The sequence below is a fragment of the Ramlibacter sp. GCM10027632 genome (assembly GCF_042675325.1).
Classification (GTDB): Bacteria; Pseudomonadota; Gammaproteobacteria; order Burkholderiales; family Burkholderiaceae_C; genus Ramlibacter.
In genome coordinates this window covers 456,531-476,613 of the sequence record NZ_JBHTGW010000001.1, presented here as the reverse complement: position 1 = coordinate 476,613, position 20,083 = coordinate 456,531, and the positions used below count along the sequence as shown (strand labels likewise).

Below are 20,083 nucleotides of genomic sequence, written 5' to 3'. Positions count from 1 at the left end.
CATGGCATCGCGCACTCCCACCTTCTACCGCCCGGGCACCTACCAGCCCGAGGACAGCGCCATCTGGCTGATGCGCCGCATCACCATCGCCTTCGCCCGGGAGGTCGGGGAGCAGCTCGAGCCCGACGGCCTGACGCATGCCCAGTGGATTCCGCTGCTGAAGATCCACAAGGGCCTGGCGACCACCGCCGCCGAGCTGGCGCGCGAGACGCATGTCGACGCCGCCACCATCACCCGCACGCTGGACCGGCTGGAGGACAAGGGCTTCCTGCGCCGTGTCCGTTCCTCGCAGGACCGCCGGGTCGTGAACCTCGAGCTCACGCCCCGGGGCGAGGCCGTCGCCGGCAAGATCCCGGCCCTGCTGTGCGACGTGCAGAACGCCCAGCTGCGCGGCTTCAGCCGCGACGAGCTCGACACCCTCAAGGGCCTGCTGCGCCGGGTGCTGGCCAACACGCCCGAGGGCCGGGCCGATGCCGCCGCCCAGGAGGGACCCGACGCATGACCCGCCTTCCCCGCACCGCCGCCGTGGCCATGGCGCTGGCGACCGCGCTGGCCCTGGCCGGCTGCGCCAGCCCGCCCGATGTTGCGGTGCCGGCGCCGATGCGCGACGCCGCCTCGCTGGGCCTGGCCGCCGGGGCCGCCGCCAGCGTCCCCGCCATCGAGGCGCAGTGGTGGCGCGCCTTCGGCGACCCGCAGCTCGATGCCCTGGTGGACCAGGCCCTGGCCGGCCACCCCTCGCTGCGCGTCGCCCGGTCCCGCCTGGCGCGCGCCCAGGCCGTCACCGGCGTGGCCGACGCGGCGCTGCTGCCGCAGGTGAATGCGGCGGCCGAGGCCACGCGCCAGCGCTTCACGCGCAACGGCATGGTGCCGGCGCCGCTGGCCGGCAGCGTCCGCGAGTCCGGCCTGCTGCAGCTGTCGGCCTCCTGGGAGCTGGATTTCTTCGGCCGTTACCGCGCCGCGCTCGACGCCGCCCTGGGCCAGGCCCGCGCGGCGCAGGCCGAGGCCGACGCTGCGGGCGTGCTGCTCGCCGGCAACCTGGTGCGGGCCTGGGTGCAGCTGGCCCGCGTGCAGGCGCAGCTCGGGGTCGCCGAGCGCACCCTGGCCCAGCGCGGCGAGGTGCTGGCCCTGGTGAAGGACCGTGTCGCCGCCGGCCTTGACAGCCAGCTCGAGCTGCGCCAGGCCGAGGGCGCGGTGCCCGATGCGCGGGCCCAGGTCGAGGCCCTGCGCGAGCAGGCCCAGCTCGCGCGCAATGCCCTCGCGGCGCTGGCCGGCCGTCCCGGCGGCCTGAACCTGCCGGCCGACGCGCAGCTGGCGGCCCTGCGGCCGCTGGCGGTGCCCGCCGTGATCCCGGCCGACCTGCTCGGGCGCCGCGCCGACGTGGCCGCGGCCCGCGCCCGAGTCGAGGCGGCCGGCGCCGAGGTCGACAGCGCCCGCGCGCAGTTCTATCCCAACGTCAACCTGGCGGCCTTCGCCGGCCTGTCCAGCATCGGCCTGGGCCGCCTGGCCGACGGCGGCAGCACGCAGTGGGGCCTGACCCCGGCGATCCGCCTGCCGCTGTTCGACGCCGGCCGCCTGCGCGCCAACCTGCGCGGCAAGGCGGCCGACCTCGACGCCGCCATCGCCGCCTACGACGCCACCGTGATCGACGCGGTCCGCGAGGCCGCCGATGCCGCGGCCTCCAGCCAGGGCGTGGCGCGCCAGCAGGCGCAGCAGCGCGAGGCGCAGCAGGGCGCCGAGGCGGCCTACGACCTCGCGGTGCAGCGCTATCGCGCCGGCCTGGGCAACTACCTGCAGGTGCTGGCCGCCGAGAACGCGGTGCTGGCCCAGCGCCGCGCCGCGGTGGACCTCGCCGCCCGCGCGCTCGAAGCCCAGGCCGGCCTGGCCCGCGCCCTGGGCGGCGGCTGGACGGACCGGCCCGATGCCCTCGCCGCGGCCCCGGCCCCGGCCACGAAGCGCGCCCCTTGAATTCCTCGAGCCCAGCGAGTCCCGACATGACCCCAGACACGACCCTCCCCAGCCCCTGGAACCCCCGCCGCAAGAAGGCGCTGACGGTCCTGGCCGGCGTGGTGCTGGCCGGCGGCGGCGCCTACGCGGCCTACGACCATTTCGTCGCCAGCCGCTACGAGGACACCGACAACGCCTATGTCCAGGGCAACCTGGTGCAGATCACGCCGCAGATCGGCGGCACGGTCACCGCCATCCTGGCCGACGACACCGACTTCGTGAAGGCGGGCCAGCCCCTGGTCCGGCTCGACCCGGCCGACGCGCAGGTGGCCTTGCAACAGGCCGAGGCCGCCCTGGCCCAGGCCGTGCGCCAGGCCCGCCAGCTGTATGCCGGCAACGGCGCGCTGGCCGCCCAGGTGGCCCTGCGCCAGGCCGACCTCGAGCGGGCGAAGGCCGACGTGGCCCGCGCCGGCGACGACCTCGCGCGGCGCCAGTCCCTGGTCGGCAACGGCGCGGTCTCCAGGGAGGAACTGCAGCATGCCCAGTCCCTGGCCAGCGCCGCGCGCAGCGCGCAGGCCGCGGCCGAGGCCGCCCTGGCCGCGGCGCGCGAGCAGCTGGCGGCCAGCCAGGCCCTCACCGAGGGCACCGACGTCGAGCACCACCCCAGCGTGCAGGTGGCGGCCGCCCGCGTGCGCGAGGCCTGGCTGGCCACGCAGCGCCTGGCGCTGCCCGCGCCGGTCGACGGCTACGTCGCCCGCCGCACCGTGCAGCTGGGCCAGCGCGTCGCCGCCGGCGCGCCGCTGATGGCGGTGATCCCGCTGCAGCAGGTCTGGGTCGACGCCAACTTCAAGGAGGTGCAGCTGCGGCGCATGCGCATCGGCCAGCCGGTGCGCCTGGTGGCCGACGTCTACGGCAAGCAGGTCACCTACCAGGGCACGGTCGCCGGCCTGGGCGCAGGCACCGGCGCGGCCTTCGCCCTGCTGCCGGCGCAGAACGCCACCGGCAACTGGATCAAGGTGGTGCAGCGCGTGCCGGTGCGGGTGGCGCTGGACCCGAAGGAGCTGGCCGCGCACCCGCTGCGCGTGGGCCTGTCGATGCACGCCGAGGTGGACGTGAGCCGGCAGGACGGCCGCACGCTCGACGACGCCGCATCCGCCGCGGCCTCCGCCGCCACCCAGGCGCTGGGCGTGGCCGATGCCGCAGCCGACGCGCTGGTGCGCAAGGTCATCGCCGCCAACCTGGGCGCCGCGCTGGCCGCGCCCCAGGTGCGCTGACCATGGGCGGGCCTTCGGCTGACGCCGGCGCGCCGGTCGCCACGTCCACGCCCGCGTCCGCGTCCGCGTCCGCGCCCGCGCCCGCAGCGCCGGCCGGCCATGCGCCGCTGGAGGGCAGCGCGCGCGCCTGGGGCACGATCGCGCTGTCCGCCGCCACGTTCATGAACGTGCTGGACTCCTCGATCGCCAACGTCTCGCTGCCCGCCATCGCCGGCGACCTCGGCGTGAGCCCCAACCAGGGCACCTGGGTCATCACCAGCTTCGCGGTGGCCAATGCGATCGCGGTGCCGCTCACGGGCTGGCTGTCGCAGCGTTTCGGCCAGGTGCGGCTGTTCGTCGCCAGCGTGCTGCTGTTCGTGCTCGCCTCCTGGCTGTGCGGGCTGGCGCCCAGCATGCCGATGCTGATCGCGGCGCGCGCGCTGCAGGGGCTGGTGGCGGGGCCGATGATCCCGCTGTCGCAGTCGCTGCTGATGGCGAGCTACCCGCGCGCGCTGGCCGGCCTGGCGATGGCGATGTGGTCCATGACGACGCTGGTCGCGCCGGTGATGGGCCCGCTGCTCGGGGGCTGGATCACCGACAACTTCTCCTGGCCCTGGATCTTCTACATCAACGTGCCGGTGGGGGTGGCGGCGGCCTTCGCCGCGTGGATGCTGTATCGCCGCCGCGAGACGGCGGTGCGCCGGCTGCCGATCGACACGGTCGGCCTGGCCCTGCTGGTGGTCTGGGTCGGCGCGCTGCAGATGACGCTGGACCTGGGCAAGGAGCACGACTGGTTCCAGTCCCCCCTGATCACGGGGCTGGCGGTGGTGGCGGCGGTCGGCTTCGCCTTCTTCATCGCCTGGGAGCTCACGGACGACCACCCGGTGGTGGACCTGCGGCTGTTCGCGCGGCGCAACTTCTGGGCCGGCACGCTGGCCCTGTCGGTGTCCTACGGCCTGTTCTTCGGCAACGTGGTCCTGGTGCCGCTGTGGCTGCAGCAGTTCATGGGCTACACCGCCACCGACGCCGGCACCGTGATGGCCCCGGTGGGCCTGCTGGCCCTGGTGCTGTCGCCGGTGGTGGGCCGCACGATCGGCCGGGTGGATGCGCGCAAGTACGCCACCTTCGCCTTCGTGGTCTTCGCCCTGGTGCTGTGGATGCGGTCGCGGTTCACCACCGGCACCGACATGGCCACCCTCCTGGCGCCCACCCTGGTGCAGGGCGTGTCGATGGCGTTCTTCTTCATCCCGCTGATCACGATCACCATGTCCGGCCTGTCGCCCGAGCGCCTGGCCGCGGCCTCGGGCCTGAGCAACTTCGTGCGCATCACCTTCGGCGCGGTGGGCACCTCGGTCTCGACCACGCTGTGGGAGAGCCGCGCCGCGCTGCACCACGCGCAGCTGGCCGAGTCGGTGCACCCCGCCAGCCCGGCGATGCAGCAGGCCCTGGCGGGACTGCAGGCGGCCGGGATGTCGACGCAGCAGGCGCTGGCGCAGGTGAACCGGCTGGTCGACCAGCAGGCCTTCACCCTGGCGGCGGACGACATCTTCTGGCTGTCGGCCCTGCTGTTCCTGGCGATGATCCCGCTGGTGTGGCTCACGCGCCGGCCCGGCGCGGCCGGGCGGGGCGGCGAGGCCGCCGCCGGCGCCCATTGAGCCCGGTCCGCGGGAGGCCCGGGCGCATGCCTTACGATCAGCCGGTGCGAATCCTCCTGGTTGAAGACGACAAGCTGCTGGCCGACGCGATCGCCCGCGCCCTGGTGCAATCCGCCTACGCGGTCGACGTGGTGGGCACCGGCGACGAGGCCGACGCCGCCCTCGCGCAGCACGTGTACGACCTCGCCATCCTGGACATCGGCCTGCCGGGCCTGTCCGGCCTGGAGGTGGTCGAGCGGGTGCGGGGCCGGCGCTCGCGCGTGCCGGTGCTGCTGCTCACCGCGCGCGACGCCCTGTCCGACCGGGTGCGCGGGCTCGACGCCGGCGCCGACGACTACCTCACCAAGCCCTTCGACCTGCCCGAGCTCGAGGCCCGCGTGCGCGCCCTGCTGCGGCGCGGCTCCGGCGCCGACCCCTGCCTGGTGCACGGCAAGCTGCGCCTGGACACCGCGGCGCGGCGCGTCTGGCACGAGGACCAGCCGGTGGACCTGTCGGCCCGCGAGTTCGCGGTGCTGGAGCTGCTCCTGATGCGCGAGGGCCGCGTGGTGAGCAAGGAGCACATGGTCAACCACCTCTATGGCTGGGGCGACGAGGTCGGCGCCAACGCCATCGAGGTCTACGTGCACCGCATCCGCAAGAAGGTGGAGCCCCTGGGCTGCGAGATCCGCACCGTGCGGGGCATGGGCTACCTGGTGGAACGCCCGGATGGCGGCCATCCCCGCTGACGGCAGCCTGCGCCGGGCGCTGCTGCGGTGGCTGCTCGGGCCGCTGCTGCTGGTGCTGGTGGTGGACACGGGCGTGGGCTGGTGGGCCTCGCAGCGCGCCGCCGACCTCGCGCACGACCGCTCGCTGCACGATGTCGCCCGCGAGCTCGCGCTGCACGTCCAGCAGGCCGCGGGCCAGCCGCGCCTGGTGCTCTCGCCGGCCGCCGAACAGATCCTGATGGTGGACCCCGAGGACCGCCTGGCCTTCAAGGTCAGCGCCGAGGGCGGCACCTACCTCGGCGGCGAGGCCGCCCTGGCCGCGCCGGCGCGCCTGCCCGGCGCCCAGCCGGTCTACTACCGCGACCAGCTGCATGGCACGCCGGTGCGTGTGATCGCGGCCTGGCTGCCGGCGGGGGAGGGCGCCTCCACCCGCGTGCTGGTGCAGGTGGCCGAGACCCTGCACCAGCGCAATGCGCTGGCGCGCGAGATCCTCGCCCATGCCCTGGTGCCGCAGGTGGTGCTGATCATCCTGGCCACGGTCGTGATCTGGTTCGGCGTGCACCACGGGCTCGAGCCCCTGATGCGACTGCGGGACATGCTGGCGCGGCGCGACCACCGCGACCTGCAGCCCCTGCCGGTGGATGGCGTGCCCGCCGAGGTGCGCCCGCTGGTGCTGGAGGTGAACGCCCTGATGCAGCGCCTGGGCGGCACGCTGGACTCCCAGAGCCGCTTCATCGCCGACGCCGCGCACCAGCTCAAGACCCCGGTGAGCGGGCTGAAGGCGCAGATCGAGCTGGCGCTGCGCGAGAGCGACCCGCAGCGCCTGCACCACGGCCTGGCGCAGCTCTACGTGGGCGTGGAGCGCATGTCGCGGCTGGTGGGCCAGCTGCTGGCGCTGGCGCGCAACGAGCCCGGCGCGGCCGAGAGCCTGCGCATGGTGCCGCTGGACCTGGCCGCCCTGGCGCTGGACGTGGGCATGGAGTGGGTGCCGCAGGCCCTGCGCCGCGAGATCGACCTGGGCTTCGAGGGCCCGCCCCAGCCCGCCATGATCCATGCGGACGCCGAGCGCCTGCGCGAGCTCCTGAACAACCTCGTGGACAACGCCGTCCGCTACAGCCACGAGGGCGGGCGCGTCACCGTGCGCGTGGCCCTGCCCGGCGAGGACATGGCGCGCCTGTCCGTCAGCGACGACGGCCCGCGCATCCCGCCCGGCGAGCGCACCCGCATCTTCGAGCGCTTCCACCGCCTGCTCGGCGCCCCGGCCGACGGCAGCGGCCTGGGCCTGGCCATCGTCAGCGAGATCGCCACCCTGCACGGCGCGCGCATCACGCTGGAGGAGGACGTGGACGGCGTGGGCAACACCTTCAGCGTCTGGTTCCCCCTGCTGCCCGGGCCACCCGCCACCGCGCCCCTGTAAGTTGCGGGAAAGTTTCGGGACATCTTCCTGACAGGCCTCGGGAAGTGTCCCGAAAGTTGGCCTTCCTATCCTCGTCGGCACCCCGCCCGCACCCCGCGGGCGACCCAACCCCCGAGGATTCCGATGGAAATGTTTTCCAGCCCCGAGTTCTGGATCGCCCTGACCCAGATCATCCTGATCAACATCGTGCTGTCCGGCGACAACGCCGTCGTCATCGCGCTGGCCTGCCGCTCGCTGCCGCCCGTGCAGCAAAAACGCGCCATCATCGCCGGCTCGGTCGGCGCCATCGTGCTGCGCATCGTGCTGACCTTCTTCGCGGTCTACCTGCTGGAGATGCCCTACCTGAAGCTGGTGGGCGCCGTCGCCCTGGTCTGGATCGGCATCGGCCTGCTCAAGGGCGAGGACGATGAAGAGGAGATGGAGAGCCACTCCGGCCTGGCCGCCGCGATCAAGACCATCATCATCGCCGACCTGGTGATGAGCCTGGACAACGTGATCGGCGTGGCCGCCGCCGCCAAGGGCAACGTGGTCCTGCTGGTCGTCGGCCTCGCCATCAGCATCCCGCTGATCATCTACGGCTCGACCCTGATCCTGAAGCTGATGGGCCGCTTCCCGGTGATCATCACCATCGGCGCCGGCCTGCTGGGCTGGGTCGCCGGCGAGATGGCCCTGGGCGATCCCGCCATCGCCGGCTGGGCCGCCAGCCAGCACACCCTGCACGCCATCGCTCCCGCCCTGGGCGCGGCGCTGGTGGTGGCCGTGGGCAAGTGGCTGGAGAGCCGTGCCGTCGGCGCCGCCGCCGAACCGGCCGCCGCCGAATAAGCCAGATCCGCCAACCCGCAACGGAGGTTCCGCCATGCAGCACCTGCTCGTCCCGATCGATGCCCTGAGCGCCGAGCGCACCCAGACCGCCGTGGCCGAGGCCATCGCCCGCAGCCGCCTGCAGCCTGTCCATGTGCACCTGGCGAGCGTGCAGCCGCCGGTGTCCGGCCATGTGGCCCTGTTCTTCGCCGAGTCCGAACTGCATGGCCTGCAGGAGGAGACCGGGCAGAACGAGATGGCCGGCGCGCGGGCGCTGCTGGAGGCCGCCGGCGTGGCCTACACCCCGCACGTGCGGGTGGGGCGGCGCGCCGAGGCCATCGCGGCCCTGGCCCGCGAGCTCCACTGCGACACCATCCTCATGGGCCAGGATGCCAACCCCGGCCCGGTGGGCCGGCTGTTCGGCTCGGTGGCCGGCCAGGTCCGCCACCTGCTGGACACCCGTCCCGGCAGCTTCCAGGTGATCGGCTCCTGAGCCCGCGATAACCCGTCAGTGCCGTCCGCCACTCGCCCGGCACGTCATCCTTGATGCTTACAATGGGTTCGACCGGCTCAGGCAGGAAACCCATGAATCAACAAAATGGCGTCGCCGAACTGGCGGCAGCACCTGGTGTCTCCGATGACCTTGGCCCGTACCTGCACTACATGGTGCAGGCCGGGGCCTCGGACCTTTTCCTCAGCGTGGGCGCGCCGCCCACCATCAAGATCGACGGGCGCATCGCATCCCTGGGCGGCTCGCCCCTGCAGCCCGGCGCGGTCAAGCGCTTCGCCTACTCCGTGATGAGCGACGCCCAGCGGCGTGAGTTCGAGCGCGAGCTGGAGTGCGACCTCGGCGTGCCGGTCATGGGCCTGGGGCGCTTCCGGGTCAACGTCTACGTGCAGCGCGGCGAGGTCAGCCTCGTGGTGCGCCACGTCAAGAGCCACATCCCCGGTTTCGAGGAACTGCGCCTGCCCAAGGCCGTCGAGCAGCTCGCGCTGCTGCGGCGCGGCCTGGTGCTGGTGGTGGGGGCGGCCGGCTCCGGCAAGTCGACCACGCTGGCGGCGATGCTGGAATACCGCAACCAGACGCTGCCGGGCCACATCCTCACGGTGGAGGACCCGATCGAATTCGTGCACCGCCACAAGCGCTGCATCGTCGACCAGCGCGAGGTCGGCCTGGACACCCGGTCCTTCCACGAGGCCCTGCGCCACGTGCTGCGCCAAGCGCCCGACGTGATCATGATCGGCGAGATCCGCGACGAGGAGACCATGCGCCACGCGCTGCACTATGCCGAGACCGGCCACCTGTGCCTGTCCACGTTGCACGCGAACAACGCCAACCAGGCGATCGAGCGCATCATCCATTTCTTCCCCGAGGGCTCGCGGCACCAGGTGCTGATGGACCTGTCGATGAACCTGCGCGGCGTGATCGCGCAGCGCCTGATCGAGGGCAAGGCGCCCGGCCGGGTGCTGGCCAGCGAGATGATGCTCTGGTCTTCCTACATCGCGGAGTTGATCCAGAAGGGCGAGGTCGACCAGATCAAGTCGGCCATCGCCAAGTCCGGCCCGGTGGGAATGCACACCTTCGACCAGTCGCTCTACGAGCTGTTCCGCGCGGGCGCCATCACCATGGAGCAGGCGCTGGAGCATGCCGACTCCAAGACCGACCTGTCGCTGCGCATCCGCCTGAGCCAGGGCCTGCGGCCCGACGGCGATTCGATCGGGCTGGAGTACGGGCGCGGCACCGTCTGAGGGGCCGGCGGCCCCGTGTCTGGCCCGGGGCGCGATGCGCCCCTTTTTTTTGCTCGCGGGAAGCTGGCGGACGTCCGGGGAGCGGACGGTCGCCCTCAAGTTCGATTTCATCGAATGATTCATGGGAAATAAATCATTGGAGTCGAACGGACGATCCGCCTAACCTCGTGCCGTCTTCACGAATCTGAGAGCAGGCCAGGGCCATGACGGGTCGTTTCCCCATCGAGCGCATCGAGGCGCGCATCCTCGACATCCCCACCATCCGACCGCACAAGCTGTCATTCGGCGCGATCAGCCGCCAGAGCCCGGTCATCGTGCAGCTGTGGCTGGCCGGCGGCGCCTGCGGCTTCGGCGAGGCCGCCACCATCGGCGGTCCCTCGTGGAACGAGGAGTCGCCCGAGAGCATCCTGCACGCCATCCAGTCCCACCTCGCCCCGGCCCTGCTCGGGCAGGACGGCGCCGGCTTCGGCGCGGTGCTGGCCCGCATGGACCTCGCCTGCAAGGGGAACGCCTTCGCCAAGAGCGCGGTGGAGATGGCGCTCGTCGACGCCGTGGCCCGCAGCCTGGGCCTGCCGGCCTGGCAGCTGCTCGGGGGCAAGTGCCACCAGAGCCTGCCGCTGGCCTGGACCCTGGCCAGCGGTGACATCGGGCGCGACCTCGAGGAGGCCCACCTGCGCCTGGAGCAGCGCCGCCACCGCATCTTCAAGATGAAGATCGGCGCGCGCACGCCCGAGCAGGACGTGGCCCACGTGACCCAGATCGCCCGCGGCCTCGAGGGCCGGGCCACCCTGACCGTGGACGTGAACCAGGCCTGGGACGGCGCCACCGCGCGCCGCCACCTGCCGGCGCTGGTCGATGCCGGCGTGACCCTGATCGAGCAGCCGGTGGCGAAGTGGAACGTCGAGGCCCTGCGCACGCTGAGCGCCGCGCTGGGCGACCGCGCCTGCATCATGGCCGACGAGACCGTGTGCACCCCGCAGGACGCGATGGCCCTGGCCCGCGCCCAGGCCAGCCACGTGTTCTCGCTGAAGGTGGCCAAGCATGGCGGCCTGCTGCGCACCCGCGAGGTCGCGGCGGTGGCCCAGGCCGCCGACATCGGCTGGTACGGCGGCACCATGCTCGAGACCTCGGTGGGCAGTGCCGCTTCGGCCCACGTGTTCTCCACCCTCGGCCCGCAGCACCATGGCTGCGAGCTGTTCGGCCCGCAGCTGCTGGTGGACGACATCGTCACCGAGCGCATGGCGATCCGCGACTTCGAGCTGCAGCTGCCCGACGGCCCCGGCTTCGGCGTCGAGGTGGACCTGGCGCAGGTCGAGCGCTTCGACCGCGCCCGCGCGGGCCTCACGCCGGTCCATGTGGACCTCGGCGCGCTGGCCACGACCTGAGACACCCTGAGGAGAGAAGAAACCATGCTGTTCCTGGTCCGGATGGATGTGCGCATCCCCCATGACATGCCTGCGGCGAAGGCCGACGAGATCAAGGCGCTCGAGAAGGCGTATTCGCAGCAGCTGCAGCGCGCGGGCCGCTGGCGCCACCTGTGGCGCGTGGTCGGCGAGTACGCCAACTACAGCGTGTTCGACGCGCCCGACAACGCCACGCTGCACGAGATGCTCTCGAGCCTGCCGCTGTTCCCGTACATGGAGATCGAGGTGACGCCGCTGTGCCGCCATCCTTCCTCCATCCACGACGACGACCGCTGACCCCCCGACCGGAGACGACCACATGATCCGCAGACTCTGCGCAGCCCTGGCCGCCGGCCTGGCCTTCACCGTTCCCGCATCGGCCCAGGCCCCCGCCGCCGACTGGCCCGCCAAGCCCATTCGCTGGGTCGTGCCGTTCCCGCCCGGCGGCGCGATGGACGCCATCGCCCGCACCCTGGGCGAGAAAGCCGCCAAGACGCTGGGGCAGCCGGTCGTGATCGAGAACCGTGCCGGCGCCGGCGGCAACATCGGCGCCGAGTTCGTGGCCAAGGCCCCGGCCGACGGCTACACGATCATGATCACCTCGATCGGCATGGCGACCAACAAGGCGCTGTACGGCAGGCTGGGCTACGACCCGGTGAAGGACTTCGCCCCGGTCAGCCTGCTGGCCGTGGTGCCCAACGTGCTGGTGACCAATGCCACGCAGCCGAACGTCCGGAGCGTGGCCGATGTCGTCGCCGCCGCGCGCAAGGCGCCGGGTACGCTGACCTACGCCTCGGCCGGCAACGGCACCTCGATCCACCTGGCCGGCGAGATGTTCACCTCGATGACGCAGACCGAGATGCTGCATGTCCCGTACAGGGGCAGCGGCCCGGCGGTGGCCGACCTGCTCGGCGGCCAGGTGAACTACATGTTCGACAGCATCACTTCGGCGGGGCCGCACCTGCAGTCGGGCAAGCTGCGCGCGCTGGCGGTGACCACGGCCAGGCGCTCGCGCACGCTGCCGGGCGTGCCCACGATGGCCGAGGCCGGCGTGGCCGGCTATGACGTCTCGCCCTGGTTCGCGGTGTTCGCGCCAGCCGGCACGCCCCGCCCCGTCATCACCCGCCTGCATGCGGCGCTGACCGAGGCGATGAAGCAGCCCGACGTGGCGGCCCGCTTCGAGACCATCGGCGCCGAGCCGGTGGGCTCGACCCCCGAGGAACTGGCCGCCCACCTGGCCCGCGAGTCCGCGCGCTGGACCCAGCTGATTGCCCAGCGCGGCATCAAGCCCGACTGATTTCCACCCTCCCGCCAGCAAGTCCTGAAGAACAACATGAAGAAACTCCTCCAGTTCGCACTCCCCCTGGTCGCCGCGCTCGCGATGCAGCCGGCCCTCGCCCAGTCGTTCCCTGCCAAGCCGGTCACCATCGTCGTGCCCTACGCCCCCGGCGGCCCGGTGGACAACCTGGCGCGCGCGCTGGGCCTGCAGTTGCAGAAGGCCTGGGGCCAGCCGGTGGTGGTGTTGAACAAGACCGGCGCCAACGAGATCATCGGCGCCGAGTTCGTGGCCAAGAGCGCGCCCGACGGCTACACGCTGTTCGCGGCCACCGAGGCGGCGCTCACCATGAACCCGCACCTGTACCGCAAGCTGCCGTACGACGCGCAGAAGGACTTCACCCCGGTCACCCGCCTGATCAGCGTGCCCATGGTGTTTTTCGTGCCGCAGGCCTCCAAGGCCAACACGCTGAAGGACTTCGTGCAGCTGGCCCGCCAGTCCAAGGACAAGCCCCTGAGCTACGGCTCCTCGGGCGCGGGCGGCATCGTCCACCTGCCGCTGGCGATGTTCGCCAGGCAGGAGGGCCTGGAGATGGTCCACGTGCCGTACAAGGGCGCGGCGCCCCTGATCCCCGAGGTGATCTCCGGCCAGGTGGATGCGGCGGTGCTCGGCGTCTCGGTGATCGAGCAGCACGTGAAGTCCGGCAAGCTCAAGGCCCTGGCGATCTCCTCGCCCCAGCGCAGCGTGGCCCTGCCCGACGTGCCCACCTTCAAGGAGGCGGGCGTGAAGGAGATCGACGCGGTGTTCAACATCGGCCTGGTCGCGCCCGCTGGCACGCCCGCCGCGGTGGTGGAGAAGGTCGCCGCCGACGCGCGCCGCATCCTGCTCGCGCCGGAGTTCCGCAAGGCCAACATCGACGCCTACTCCTATGTCGCGGTGGGCTCGACGCCGGCGGAATTCGCCGCCTTCCTGGCCCGTGACTACAAGGTCCAGGGCGAGCGGGTGAAGACCTCGGGCGCCACGCTCGACTGAGCCCGGACGCCTCGCCGCGCGTCAGGAGGAGGCGGCCGACTTGCCATCGCCGCCGGAAGGCGGGGGCGGCGGCGCGGGAGTGGCGCCTGCCAGCAGCGGGGCGTAGTCCGCGGCCACCTGCCGCAGCAGTTCCCGCTCGGCCGGCGTCACCACGTCGGGCGGGGCCCGGCGGTGCAGGTCCTCGGCCCAGGCCAGCCGCCGCGCCATCTCCGGCACCTGCGGCGACAGCAGGTACGAGGGCGGTCCCGAGGCCGTGAGGTAGTAGCGGTACAGGGCATCCAGCTGGCTCCACAGGGACTCGCGCGGGCTCAGGGCCTGCGCCGCGCGGGGGACCGGCGGACCCTTGCCCTCGGCGGGAGCCGGGGACGGCGCCGGGTCGGCGGGCGCGCGGGCGATCGCGCCGATGACGATGTCCCGCGCCAGCAGGAAGGTCTTGGCGCCGATGGCGCGCCCGGCGTGCTGGAACAGCGCCAGCAGCATGTCGACGCGCAGCGCGTCATCTCCCCCGAAATCCGCCGTGTCCAGCAGGTCCACCTGCCGGTGCAGCGCGTCGCTGCCCGGCTGGACGAGATCGCCCCAGGCGAACTCGAGCAGCTCCATCTGGTCGGCCGGCGGCAGCTTCGTCGCACGCACGGCCGGCACCGGCGACGCCAGCAGCGCCAGGCCCTGGCCCAGCGGTGAGATGGCGCCGCCGAGGCCGCCAGGCAGGGCCCGCAGGTGAGCCGACCAGCTGCCGGGGCCCTGCCGGGCGTCATGCCAGGCGCGCAGCGCGGCGGCGATCGAGGCCCCCAGGGCGATGGCCCGGCCGGTCCCGCGCAGGGCCGGGCGGGTCAGCGCCCGCTGGAAGGCGGCCAGGGCGTCCTCCTCGCCCGGGTCCAGGGACAGGCCCAGGACGAAGCCGCCCAGCAGGCGCGCGGCATGGCTCAGGGGCGCCAGGTCGGCGATGCGGTCGACGACTTGGCTGAACAGCGGGGCCTCGCGGTCCAGCTCGTCCAGGCACTCGCCGAGGTGGCGGCCGGCCTCGATGCAGCGCGCGGTGGGCCACCGGGGCGCCCGGGTGAGCACCTCGTCGACCAGCGCCTCGGTCACCGCGGCCGGCCAGCTGGCCTGGCTCAGGCAGGTGCACAGGACCGTGAGCACGGTGCTGGCGCGCGTGTCGCCGGCCTGCTGCAGCGGCATCGGCTCGAGCAGGCCCATCAGCGCCCCGATGTGCGCCGGCTCGAGGCGCCGCAGGTGCACCGCCTGGCCGACCAGGCCCGAGACGGCCCGGCTGAACAGCCACTCGTGCCCCGGTCCGCCGGCCGACAGCACGCCGCGCAGCGCGGCGCGCCACAGGGCCGGGGAGAACCCGGTGTCGTGCCACAGGCCGTCGCAGGCGCCCGTCATCAGGTGGAAGGCGGCGCCGGCATCGGTGGTGACGGCCCACTGCGCGAGCCCGCGGAAGAAGGCCTCGATGCGCGCGGCGCCGTCCGCGCCCTGGGCCATCTCGTGGAGGTGGAATTCGGCGCCGACGTGGACGTGCATCGCCGGGTCGATTTCGGGCACCTGCCGCACCAGCGCGAGGTAGGCGGCGCCGCGCTGGGCGTGGTCCTGGGTGCGGGCGAGGGCGCGCGACATGGCCTGCAGCAGTGCCGCCCGCGCGGTGCTCGGGCCGGCCGCGCCGGCCGCCAGGGCGCGGGCGGCGATCACGGCCAGCGGTACGGGCGGCCCGTCGGGCCAGGCCGCGGGGTCGGTCAGCGCGGCCACGCAGGCGTCGGCCAGCGGCTGCTCCGGCAGGCCCTTGCCGGCGAGGTGCTCGACGAGGGTGTCCAGCAGCGCGTCCCGGTGCGCCGCGGACAGGCCCGGGCCGCCCAGTTCGCGGACCATCGCCAGCATCGCGCTCAGGAAGGTCTCGGCCGGCAGGCGCTCGCGCGCGGCCATCAGGGTGCTGGCCATCGTCCGCAGCGCCGGCACGCCGAGGGCCGGGCCGTCCAGCAGCTTGACCAGGGTGCCGGCCAGCGCGCCGATGTTGATCCCCGGTGACCGGGCCAGGGCATCGACCACCCGCGTGGCCAGCCCTTCGACGAGGCGCGTGTCCAGCGGCCGCTTGAGCGTGGGGCACAGCCGGTGCAGCTCGGCATCGCAGGTGATGAGGATCCGGCCGCACTGCTTGCGGGCCTCCTGCTCGGCGAGGGCCCTGGCCACCTCCTGGAGCACGGGGGCGGGGATGGCGGGCGACGAGGTCGTGGTCGTCGACGACGAGGCGCCGTCGGTCCCGTGGCGCGCCTGGCGCTGGCGCACCGGCAGGCCGCCCGCCGCCTCGCACGGACGCAGGGCGGCGTAGCCGCCGGCGTGCTTGGCGTCCCGCTGCGGCGGGTCCTGCTCGCCGGCGCCGGGGTGCGGCGGCGTGTCCAGCCGGGAGGCAGGCCGATGGACGGCAGGGGAGGGGCGGGTTGGGCCGGCGGCGGGTTTCATCGGGGCTCCTTCGAACGAAGCCCGCTACGTAACGCCCGCCACGGGCACCGTCCGGGCCGTCAACCGCCCAGTTGCAACCGGCTGGCGTAGCCCGTCATCTCCAGGTAGCCGCGGCCGATGGCGCGGCCGTTCGCGTCGAGCAGCTCCGACAGCCCCTCCCAGTAGATCGCGCCGGTGGAGGCCCGGCTGTCCAGCTCCTGCTCGTCGAGCAGGGCGCGTACGCGGAAGGCGCCGGCCGGCGTCTCCAGCGCCCACTCCACCGGGTAGCGCGCGCCGGAGAGCGGGCTGGTCCAGTGCCGCACCGGCGTGAAGCGGGTGCGGCCGGCCTCGAAGGCGCGGGCCTCGCGGCCCGGGGCGCGGAAGGAGCCGCCGTCCCACAGCGCGCTGCCGTCGGCGCGGCGCAGGCGGAAGGCGGTGAGGGCGCTGCCGTCGTCCAGGTTCATGCCGATCCAGTCCCAGCCCTCGGCCTGCGGGTGCAGGATCTCCTCGCTCCACTCGTGGTCCAGCCAGGCCCGGCCCTCCACCGCGTAGGCCTCGCCGTCCAGCCGCAGCGAGCCGGCCGCGCGCAGCTGGGGCTGGCTGTAGTAGTAGCTCGCCTGGCGTTCTTCCGGCCCCTTGCGCGAGAGGCCGGCCCGCCCCTGCAGCAGCAGCGGCTGCGTCGGCGTGAAGCGCAGGTCGATGGCGAAGCCGGCGGCGGGCAGCCGCGCGGCGTAGCTGCCGTCGGCGGCGCGCGCCAGCGACCAGTCCCGCAGCTTCAGGCGGGTGTCGTCCTCGGCGGCCTGGGCGATGCCGAAGCCGGCGCGGGCGATGCGCTGGTCGTGCAGCAGGCGGCGGCCCTGCAGGTCGGTGACCGCGGCATGGGCGAACACCAGCTGCTTCGCGGCGAAGGCGGAGGACAGCGGCTGCGCGGCGTCGACGCGGGTGCGGAAGAAGGTCACCTGGAAGCCGAAGACCCGCTGGCGCGAGGCGGCCTGGCCGGTGATGTACCACCACTCGGTGCGCAGCCCGGGGTGGGCGCCGTGGTCCCGCGGGAACACCAGCGCGCGCGCGGGCAGGGCCGGGACGGGCAGGGGCAGGCCGGCGGCGGCCAGCAGGGCGAGCAGGGCGCGGCGGCGCATCACCAGTCCTCCTTCACCGCCAGCACCGCGTCGCGCCCGGCGGCGGCGCGGCCGGCCAGCCAGGCGGTGAGCGTGCCGGCGGCGACCACCGCCACGCACAGCGCGAGCAGGCGGGCCCAGGGTATGAACAGGTCCATGGTCCAGTGGAAGCTTTGCGGGTTGACCACGTGCACCAGCACCACCGCCACCGCCAGCCCGAGGGCCAGGCCGGCGGCCGCGCCGATCGCGGTCCAGGCCGCGCCCTCGCCGGCCACCACCGCCAGCACCTGCCGGCGCGTGAGGCCCAGGTGCTGCAGCAGGCCGAACTCCTTGCGCCGCGCCAGCACCTGCGCGCTGAAGCTCGCGGCCACGCCGAACAGGCCGATGCCGATGGCCACCGCCTGCAGCCAGTAGGTCACGGCGAAGCTGCGGTCGAAGATGCGCAGCGAGGTGGCGCGGATGTCCTGCGAGGTGACGAAGTCCAGCAGCGCGCCGGGCGTGCCGCGGCGTTCGGCCAGCGCGCGCAGGCCGGCCTGCACCTCGGCCGGTCGGGCGCCGGGCGCGAGCCACAGCAGCAGGTCGTTCACGCCGGTGTCGCCGGTCAGGCGCTGGTAGTCGTCGCGGTCCACCACCAGGGCGCCGCCCTGGCGCGCGTAGTCGCGCCAGAGGCCGGCGACGAAGAAGGCGGGGCGGCCGTCGAAGGCCTGGGACAGGCGCGGGAAGTCCTGCCCCGGCCGCGCGCCGTGCAGGTCGGCGACCGCCTCGCTGACGTAGACGCCGATGCGCCCCGGCGGCACCGGCCGGGCCTCCCCCAGCAGCGGCAGCGTGCGGCCGCCCTCGCCGAGCGGGCGCACCAGCAGGGCCACCGCGGGCAGGGCCGGGTCGAGCAGCAGGGTGCGCAGGCGCTGGGTCGAGAGGCGGGCCACGCCGGGCGCCTGCGCGGCGTCGCGCACGAAGGCCGGGTCGAGGAAGGCGCCTTCGCCGGCGGCGGCGCCGTCGGCGGTGCGCAGGTACAGGTCGGCCGGCAGCACCTGGTCCAGCCAGCGCGAGACCGAGTCGCGGAAGCTCGCCACCATCACCGTCAGGGCCACCGCCAGGCTCAGGGCGGCGACCACGCCGCTCACCGCCACCGCGGCGCTCTCGCGCACGCGCCGGGCCCGCTCCACCGCCAGCAGCGGCAGCAGCCGGTGCGCCAGGCGCGGCGCGAGCGCGTCGTAGGCCAGGCCCACTGCCCCGGGCAGGGCGGTGATGCCGCCCACCAGCAGCAGCGCCACCGAGAAGTAGGCCGCCAGCGGCATGCCGGCGACGGGGGGCAGCAGGGCGAGCGCGCCGCCCAGGGCCAGCAGCGCTAGGCTGGCGAGGTGGCACCGGCCCCCCGCGGCGGCCTGGCCCAGGCCCTTGAGCGACTGCGCCAGGGGCAGGCGCTCGGCCTGCCGCGCGGGCAGCCAGCCGCCGACGGCGGCCGCGGCCACGCCGAGCAGGCCGTAGACCGCCGCCGCCGCCGTGCTCCATTGCAGCTGCGGGGCGACGCCGGCGAAGTAGCCGCCGCCCAGGTCGCCGCCCAGCACGCGCAGGGCCAGCCAGGCCAGGGCGGTGCCCAGGGCCAGGCCGGCGAGGCTGCCGGTCACGCCCAGGGCCATGGATTCGGCCAGCACCAGCCGCAGGCGCTGGCGCGCGGTGAGCCCCAGCACCCCGAGCAGCGCGAGCTGCTGGGTGCGCCGGGCCACGCTCAGGGACAGCACCGAGAACACCAGGAAGGCCCCGGTGAACAGCGCCACCAGGGCCAGCACGGTGAGGTTGACGCGGTAGGCGCGCGAGAGGTTGCCCACGCGCTCGGCGGCGTCGCCGGGCTCGGCCGCCGCCACGCCGGCGGGCAGGGCGAGGTCGCGCAGGAAGGCGTCGCGGGCGGTGCCGGGGGCCAGGCGCAGGTCGATGCGCGTGAGCTGGCCGGCGCGCCCGAACAGGTCCTGCGCGGCGCCGAGGTCCATCACCGCCAGGGGGGCGCCGCCCGCGGCCACGGTGCCGGCCACGCGCAGGTCCACCAGGCGCAGGCCCACCTGAAGCTGCACGCGCTCGCCGGGCAGCATCTGGCGCGCCGCGGCATTGAGGAAGACGGTGGCGGGCGCGAACAGCGCGAAGCGGTCCGCGCCGGGCGCGGGCACCGGCATCAGGGCCGGGGCGATGGTGGGCAGCACCAGGGCGTCCACGCCCAGCACGCGCAGCGGCCGGCGCGGGCCGGGCGACGGCGCGGGGGACGATGCCGGCGGGGCCTCCGCGGCGGGTGCTGCGGGTGCGGCAGGCGCTGCAGGCGCTGCAGGCGTGGCAGGCGTGGCAGGCGTGGCAGGCGTGGCAGGCGTGGCAGGCGTGGCAGGCGTGGCAGGCGTGGCAGGCGTGGCAGGCGTGGCCGCCAGCGTCGCCAGCTCCAGCACCGGGCTGGCCAGCGTGACCTGCGGGTGCGCCGCGACCCGCGCGTAGAGGGCTTCGTCGAAGCCGCCCTGCGCCGCGCGCAGCTCGAGGTCGGGCTGCCCGTTCACCGAGCGCACCGCGCTGGAGAACTCGCTCAGGGCCGACGCGTTGATCAGGTGCACCGCGAAGGCCAGGGCCACGCCCAGCATCACGGCCACGGCGGCGGCGGCGCTGCGCCAGGGGTGGTGGCGCAGTTCCTGCCAGGAGTAGGTGCGGAGCAGGGCGAGCATCGCCCCCGATTGTGGCCGGGCCGGCCGGGGCCGCGGGCTGAGGGCTCAGGCCGTCGTGGCCTCGGCCTCCTCCCGCTCGGCGAGCAGGGCCTCCTTGCGCTGCGCGATCTCCTCGCGCAGGGCGACGAGGTCCAGCTTGCGGGCGGCGCGGGCCCGGGTGAAGAGGTCCGAGCGCTCCTCCTTCACATGGTGCTCCACGTACTCGCCCAGCACCTTCACGCGGGCGTCGAAGGCATCGTCGGCGGTGTCCATGGCCTGCAGCTGCCCGATCAGGTCGCGCATCGTCTGGTGCTCCACCTCGGCCTCGTCGAGCAGTGCGCCCTCGCGGATCACCGCTCGCAGCCGGGGGTAGAAGATCTCCTCCTCGACCTGCGCATGCACCACCAGCTCGCGGCACACCTGGCGGGCCAGCCCGAGCCGGCGCTGCGCCGCGCCGCGGGCGCGCGAGCCGGCCAGTTCCTCGTATTCCTTGAACAGCTTCCTGACCGCGCGGTGGTCGGCGTCGAGCAGGTCGCAGGCATCCTTGGCGGTGCTGCTTCGGGTGGGCATGCGCATCTCCCTCGATGACGGCCCGCCACCCTAGCCCGCGCCGTGCCGCCCGG

At 74.1% G+C, this 20,083-nt stretch carries 17 protein-coding genes; 13 read left to right on the top strand and 4 right to left on the bottom strand.

Annotation, left to right across the window (positions count from 1 at the left end; translation table 11 throughout):
• Position 1: 1 nt before the first annotated feature.
• From ACFQZY_RS02115 to ACFQZY_RS02055, 13 genes are all read left to right on the top strand, one after another.
• Positions 2 to 502 carry a MarR family winged helix-turn-helix transcriptional regulator gene (locus ACFQZY_RS02115; RefSeq protein WP_377411986.1) on the top strand — a complete coding sequence of 167 codons (501 nt, stop codon included), beginning with the start codon at positions 2 to 4 and terminating at the stop codon, positions 500 to 502.
• Positions 499 to 1,965, top strand: coding sequence for an efflux transporter outer membrane subunit (locus tag ACFQZY_RS02110; protein WP_377411985.1), 1,467 nt, complete (start codon positions 499 to 501; stop codon positions 1,963 to 1,965). The genes ACFQZY_RS02115 and ACFQZY_RS02110 overlap by 4 nt, the downstream gene beginning before the upstream one ends.
• A gap of 26 nt (positions 1,966 to 1,991) precedes the next feature.
• Complete coding sequence (locus ACFQZY_RS02105; RefSeq protein ID WP_377411983.1) at positions 1,992 to 3,218, top strand: efflux RND transporter periplasmic adaptor subunit; 1,227 nt, start codon at positions 1,992 to 1,994, stop codon at positions 3,216 to 3,218.
• 2 nt (positions 3,219 to 3,220) lie between these two features.
• On the top strand, positions 3,221 to 4,852 hold the full coding sequence (locus ACFQZY_RS02100) for a DHA2 family efflux MFS transporter permease subunit (RefSeq protein WP_377411981.1): 1,632 nt from the start codon (positions 3,221 to 3,223) through the stop codon (positions 4,850 to 4,852).
• Positions 4,853 to 4,896: 44 nt separating this feature from the next.
• Positions 4,897 to 5,577: a response regulator gene (locus tag ACFQZY_RS02095; protein WP_377412622.1), complete on the top strand. Its 681-nt coding sequence runs from the start codon at positions 4,897 to 4,899 to the stop codon at positions 5,575 to 5,577.
• Positions 5,558 to 6,973 carry a sensor histidine kinase gene (locus tag ACFQZY_RS02090; RefSeq protein WP_377411979.1) on the top strand — a complete coding sequence of 472 codons (1,416 nt, stop codon included), beginning with the start codon at positions 5,558 to 5,560 and terminating at the stop codon, positions 6,971 to 6,973. The genes ACFQZY_RS02095 and ACFQZY_RS02090 overlap by 20 nt, the downstream gene beginning before the upstream one ends.
• Positions 6,974 to 7,096: 123 nt before the next feature.
• Positions 7,097 to 7,795, top strand: coding sequence for a TerC family protein (locus tag ACFQZY_RS02085; protein ID WP_377411977.1), 699 nt, complete (start codon positions 7,097 to 7,099; stop codon positions 7,793 to 7,795).
• 34 nt (positions 7,796 to 7,829) lie between these two features.
• Entirely contained in the window at positions 7,830 to 8,267 is a 438-nt protein-coding gene (locus ACFQZY_RS02080) for a universal stress protein (protein WP_377411974.1), read from the top strand.
• Positions 8,268 to 8,359: 92 nt separating this feature from the next.
• Positions 8,360 to 9,523, top strand: a complete 1,164-nt coding sequence (locus ACFQZY_RS02075) for a PilT/PilU family type 4a pilus ATPase (RefSeq protein WP_377411972.1) — start codon at positions 8,360 to 8,362, stop codon at positions 9,521 to 9,523.
• Positions 9,524 to 9,726: 203 nt separating this feature from the next.
• Positions 9,727 to 10,908 carry a muconate cycloisomerase family protein gene (locus tag ACFQZY_RS02070; protein ID WP_377411970.1) on the top strand — a complete coding sequence of 394 codons (1,182 nt, stop codon included), beginning with the start codon at positions 9,727 to 9,729 and terminating at the stop codon, positions 10,906 to 10,908.
• Between the two features lie 24 nt (positions 10,909 to 10,932).
• On the top strand, positions 10,933 to 11,223 hold the full coding sequence (gene catC / locus ACFQZY_RS02065) for a muconolactone Delta-isomerase (RefSeq protein ID WP_377411968.1): 291 nt from the start codon (positions 10,933 to 10,935) through the stop codon (positions 11,221 to 11,223).
• Between the two features lie 22 nt (positions 11,224 to 11,245).
• A complete protein-coding gene (locus tag ACFQZY_RS02060) occupies positions 11,246 to 12,223 on the top strand; it encodes a tripartite tricarboxylate transporter substrate binding protein (RefSeq protein WP_377411966.1) in 978 nt (325 codons plus the stop codon).
• A 36-nt stretch (positions 12,224 to 12,259) separates the two neighbouring features.
• The gene (locus tag ACFQZY_RS02055; RefSeq protein WP_377411964.1) at positions 12,260 to 13,234 is read left to right on the top strand and encodes a Bug family tripartite tricarboxylate transporter substrate binding protein; all 975 of its coding nucleotides are present in this window, start codon (positions 12,260 to 12,262) and stop codon (positions 13,232 to 13,234) included.
• Positions 13,235 to 13,255: 21 nt separating this feature from the next.
• On the opposite strand, the gene ACFQZY_RS02050 is transcribed toward ACFQZY_RS02055, so the two are convergent.
• Genes ACFQZY_RS02050 through ACFQZY_RS02035 form a run of 4 tightly spaced genes read right to left on the bottom strand, consistent with a single transcriptional unit; the run spans position 13,256 to position 20,030 of the window.
• Entirely contained in the window at positions 13,256 to 15,688 is a 2,433-nt protein-coding gene (locus ACFQZY_RS02050; protein ID WP_377411962.1) for a hypothetical protein, read from the bottom strand.
• Between the two features lie 59 nt (positions 15,689 to 15,747).
• Entirely contained in the window at positions 15,748 to 16,806 is a 1,059-nt protein-coding gene (locus ACFQZY_RS02045; RefSeq protein ID WP_377411960.1) for a lipocalin-like domain-containing protein, read from the bottom strand.
• Positions 16,806 to 19,481, bottom strand: a complete 2,676-nt coding sequence (locus ACFQZY_RS02040) for an ABC transporter permease (protein ID WP_377411958.1) — start codon at positions 19,479 to 19,481, stop codon at positions 16,806 to 16,808. Before ACFQZY_RS02040 ends, ACFQZY_RS02045 begins: the two co-directional genes overlap by 1 nt.
• A 45-nt stretch (positions 19,482 to 19,526) precedes the next feature.
• The gene (locus tag ACFQZY_RS02035; RefSeq protein WP_377411956.1) at positions 19,527 to 20,030 is read right to left on the bottom strand and encodes a hemerythrin domain-containing protein; all 504 of its coding nucleotides are present in this window, start codon (positions 20,028 to 20,030) and stop codon (positions 19,527 to 19,529) included.
• Positions 20,031 to 20,083: the final 53 nt, after the last annotated feature.